This window comes from Caulobacter sp. SSI4214, assembly GCF_012184455.1.
GTDB lineage: Bacteria > Pseudomonadota > Alphaproteobacteria > Caulobacterales > Caulobacteraceae > Caulobacter > Caulobacter vibrioides_E.
In genome coordinates, this window is the sequence record NZ_SZWJ01000158.1 from 1 (window position 1) to 4,013 (window position 4,013).

At 69.4% G+C, this 4,013-nt stretch carries 5 protein-coding genes and 1 pseudogene; 3 read left to right on the forward strand and 3 right to left on the reverse strand.

From position 1 onward, the window contains the following. A pseudogene (locus FCU40_RS22645) lies at positions 1-266 on the forward strand (L-aspartate oxidase); the annotation flags it as partial. Beyond that, complete coding sequence (gene nadC / locus FCU40_RS22650; RefSeq protein ID WP_168078050.1) at positions 263-1,111, forward strand: carboxylating nicotinate-nucleotide diphosphorylase; 849 nt, start codon at positions 263-265, stop codon at positions 1,109-1,111. The pseudogene FCU40_RS22645 and the gene nadC, both read left to right, overlap by 4 nt. Here nadC and FCU40_RS22655 read toward each other — a convergent pair. The 3 genes from FCU40_RS22655 to FCU40_RS22665 form a co-directional block, all read right to left on the reverse strand. Next, positions 1,108-1,524 (reverse strand): MAPEG family protein, encoded by a 417-nt coding sequence (locus FCU40_RS22655; RefSeq protein WP_168078052.1) that lies wholly within the window; start codon positions 1,522-1,524, stop codon positions 1,108-1,110. The genes nadC and FCU40_RS22655 overlap by 4 nt on opposite strands. A 216-nt stretch (positions 1,525-1,740) precedes the next feature. Continuing rightward, a complete protein-coding gene (locus FCU40_RS22660) occupies positions 1,741-2,592 on the reverse strand; it encodes a prephenate dehydratase (RefSeq protein ID WP_004624509.1) in 852 nt (283 codons plus the stop codon). Between the two features lie 4 nt (positions 2,593-2,596). Further along, positions 2,597-3,328: a 3-deoxy-manno-octulosonate cytidylyltransferase gene (locus FCU40_RS22665; RefSeq protein WP_168078054.1), complete on the reverse strand. Its 732-nt coding sequence runs from the start codon at positions 3,326-3,328 to the stop codon at positions 2,597-2,599. Between the two features lie 168 nt (positions 3,329-3,496). Between FCU40_RS22665 and FCU40_RS22670 the strand changes: the two genes are divergently transcribed. Beyond that, the coding region (locus FCU40_RS22670; protein WP_168078056.1) for a cytochrome c family protein at positions 3,497-4,013 on the forward strand (517 nt) is incomplete at its 3' end.

Sequence of the window (4,013 nt, forward strand, 5' to 3'; positions counted from 1 at the left end):
CCAAGGCCATCGACGGTCTCGACGCCGGGGTAATCCGCGACGCCGCCGGCCTGACCCGGCTGCTGGAGCAGATCGAGGCCCTGGAGCCGGCCTATGGCCCCTGCCCCACGGTCGTCGCCGCGCGCCTGATCGTCGAGGCGGCCCTGGCCCGCCAGGAAAGCCGAGGCGGCCATTTCCGTTCGGACTTCCCGGCGACCGCCGAGCCCGTCCGCACCTTCGTCACCCTCACGAGCGCGGACGCCGCCGTCCGCTACGCCGCCGAATGATGATCCCCCCCCTCGACGACATCCTCGTCCGCCCGATCGTCGACCACGCCCTGGCCGAGGACCTGGGCCGCGCCGGCGACATCACGGGCCAGGCCTGCATCGACCCGGACGCGCGCCTGTCGGTCGTCTGGGCCAGCCGCCAGGACGGCCGCGTCTCGGGCCTGTCCTGCGCCCGCCTGTCCCTCGCCGCCCTCGATCCGACCGCGACCTTCGAGGTCGTCACGCCCGATGGCGCCGACGTCGCGCCGGGCGCGATCCTGGCCCGCGCGGAAGGCAACGCCCGCGCCGTGCTGGCCGCCGAGCGCACGGGCCTGAACCTCTTGGGCCGCCTCTCGGGCATCGCCACCCTGACCCGCGCCTATGTCCGCCTGGTCGAAGGGACCGGCGCGACCATCGTCGACACCCGCAAGACCACGCCGGGCCTGCGCGCGCTCGAGAAATACGCCGTCCGCTGCGGCGGCGGGGTCAACCACCGCTTCGGCCTGGATGACGCCATCCTGATCAAGGACAACCACGTCGCCGCCTGCGGCTGGGTCGGCGAGGCCGTGCGGCGCGCCCGCGCCCACGCCGGGCACCTCGTCAAGGTCGAGGTCGAGGTCGACGGCCTCGATCAGCTGGACGAGGCGCTGAAGCACGGCCCGGACGTCGTGATGCTGGACAATTTCAGCCTCGACGACCTGAAGACCGCCGTGCGCCTGGCCAAGGGCCGCGCGGTGCTGGAAGCCTCGGGCGGCGTGAACCTGACCACCGTGCGCGCGATCGCCGAGACTGGCGTCGACGTGATCAGCGTCGGAGCCCTGACGCACTCGGCGCCGGTGTTGGATATCGGGCTGGACGCGGTCTAGAACAACCGCATCAGCTCCCGAACCACCATCGCCGCCAGCACGCCGGTCGAGGCCACGAACAGCAGGAACCGAACGGGCACCAGGTTGAGGCTGACCTGCAGCAGGCTGTGCAGCACCCGGACGCCGACATAGGCCCAGGCCAGATGCGCGGCCATGCCGTCGGCGTGGCCCGCCACCTGGATGGCCAGCGCCGCCGCGTAGAAGATCGTCGGCTGCTCCATCAGGTGATTGTAGTTGTCGGCCGCCTGGCGAGCCGTGTCCGGCAGCACGTCCAGAGAGCCTGGGAACCGCGCGTCCTGCGGCTTGATCCCCGCCTTCTGCATGGCCGGGATGCGCTGGACGTACATCCAGACCCACATCACCAGCGACCAGGCCACCAGCGCCATCACCGGCGCGATCATCGAAGCTTGCATGTGAGCCTCCCCGCTCTTTTGCGAGAAGGGTAATCGCCGACCGCCGGTATGGGAAAGGGTGACGTTGGGGAGGGTCGGCGCTGGCCCCCTCCACCAGCTTCGCTGGTCCCCCTCCCCCAAAGGGGGAGGAGAATGGGCAGCGCCGCTCCTCTCTCTTCTCTCTCCTCCCCCTTTTGGGGGAGGGGGACCGCCGAAGGCGGTGGAGGGGGCTGGCGCCTACGCCCCCCGATCCCGGAACGGATCGGCCGGGTAGACCCCCAGGATCTCGAACCGCTCGGAGAAGAACTTCAGCTCGTCCAGGGCCAGGGCCAGGTTGCGATCCTCGGGCCGGCCGTCGACCTCGGCGTAGAAGAAGGTCGCCGTGAAATTGCCGCCCTCCATGTAGCTTTCCAGCTTGGTCATGTTGACGCCGTTGGTCGCGAAACCGCCCAGCGCCTTGTAGAGCGCGGCCGGCAGGTTGCGGACGCGGAACACGAAGCTGGTCACGCAGCGGTGGGTGAACGGCGGCGGCTCGGGAGCCTTGTCGGCCGTCATCACCAGGAAGCGGGTGGTGTTGTGGCGCTCGTCCTCTATGTCACGGGCCAGGATGTCCAGGCCATAGATCTCCGCCGCCAGGGCCGGGGCGACGGCGGCGCGGGTCGGGTCGGGGTTCAGCGCCAGGGCCTTGGCCGCGCCCGCCGTATCGCCGGCGGCCTCGGTCTCGACGCCCAGCTTCTTCAGGCTGTTGCGGCACTGGCTTAGCGCGATCGGCATCGAGCTGACCACCTTCACCGCGTCCAGCTTGACGCCCTTGTTGGCCATCAGCTGAAAGCGGATCGGCTTGAAGCGCTCGCCGATGATCCTCAGGCCCGAGGCGGGCAGCAGGTGGTGCACGTCGGCCACGCGACCGGCGATCGAGTTCTCGATCGGAATCATGCCCAGCGCCGCGGCGCCGGTCTTGATCGCCTCGAAGGCCTCCTCGAACGTCTTGCAGGGATAGGCCTCGTAGTCGGGAAAGTAGGTCCGGCAAGCCTCGTGGCTGTTGGCGCCGGGTTCGCCCTGGAAGGCGATCTTCTTGAGGATGCTCATGCTCTTACTTTCCCACGGCCGCGCGCGCGGCCTCGAGGTCGGACGGGTTGTCGACGGAGATCGGGGCCTGGGCGGCCACGGCGGCGCGGATGGTCATGCCCAGCTCCATGGCGCGCAGCTGCTCCAGCTTCTCGCGCCGCTCCAGCGGTGACGGCGCGGCGGCGTTGAAGGCCTCCAGCGCCTCGCGCCGATAGCCGTAGAGGCCGATATGGCGCCACACCGGCCCGTCGCCATAGAGGGTCGAGCGGGTGAAATAGAGCGCGCGGCCGCTGGCGCCGTCGTCCTCCATGGCCAGCACGGCCTTGACGACGTCGGGATTCGACCGGTCGGCGGGCGAGGCCTCGGGGGCCACGACGGTGGCGATATCGGCGTCTCCGAATTCCTTAAGTATCCGCGCGCAGTCGCTCAGCACGGTCGGGTCGACGAACGGCATGTCGCCCTGAAGATTGATCACCACGTCGCGCTCGAACCCCGGATCGAGTTCGGCCAGAGCGGCCAGAATCCGGTCGGAACCGGACGGCAGATCGGGGTCGGTCAGCACCGCCGTTCCGCCAACCGCCCTTACGGCCTCGACGATTTCGGGGTCGCCGGCCGCCACGGCCACCGGACCAATGTCGGCCGCCAGGGCCTGGTTCAGAACCCGGACGATCATCGGAACCCCGCCGATATCGGCCAGCGGCTTGCCCGGCAGGCGCGTGGCGGCCATCCGCGCGGGGATCAGGACGATGGGGTTCATGGGAGGTTCGAGGCCTCAAATCTTTGCGGACCGGTTGCGCGTGGGGCGGTAGCGTGTAAGAGACGCGAGCGCAACATGACGCGCGCCGGGAGACTCGCTAGGGGGGACGACCGCGCGTGGGGATCAGGCCCGGCCTGGCCGGGCGGACAAGAGGCTGACAAGGCTGAGATGAGCGACCTGACGTTCAACAAGATCGCTGGCGGCGTACTGCTGACCGGCCTCGTTATTTTCGGTCTGCGGGAAGCCTCGGACATCGTCTTCAAGAAGCACGAGGTCGAGAAGGCTGGCTACGAGATCGCCGTCCAGGCGGAAGGCCCCGGCGGCGCGGAAGCCGTCGACACCCCGCCCGACTGGAACGCCGTCCTGACCCCGGCCAACGTGGCCGCCGGCCAGGCCGTCTCGGCCAAGTGCGCGGCCTGCCACAAGCTGGACGCCTCGAACGCCAACGCCACCGGCCCCGGCCTGTGGGACGTCGTCGGCCGCAAGCCGGGCACGCACCCGGGCTTCAACTACTCGTCGGCGATGAAGGACTTCGGCGGCAAGACCCCGATGTGGGACTACGACCACCTGTATGAATTCCTGAAGGCGCCGGGCAAGTACGTCTCGGGCACCAACATGACCTTCGTGGGTCTGAAGAAGCCGGAAGACCGGATCGCCGTCATCGCCTACCTGCACAGCCTGGGCA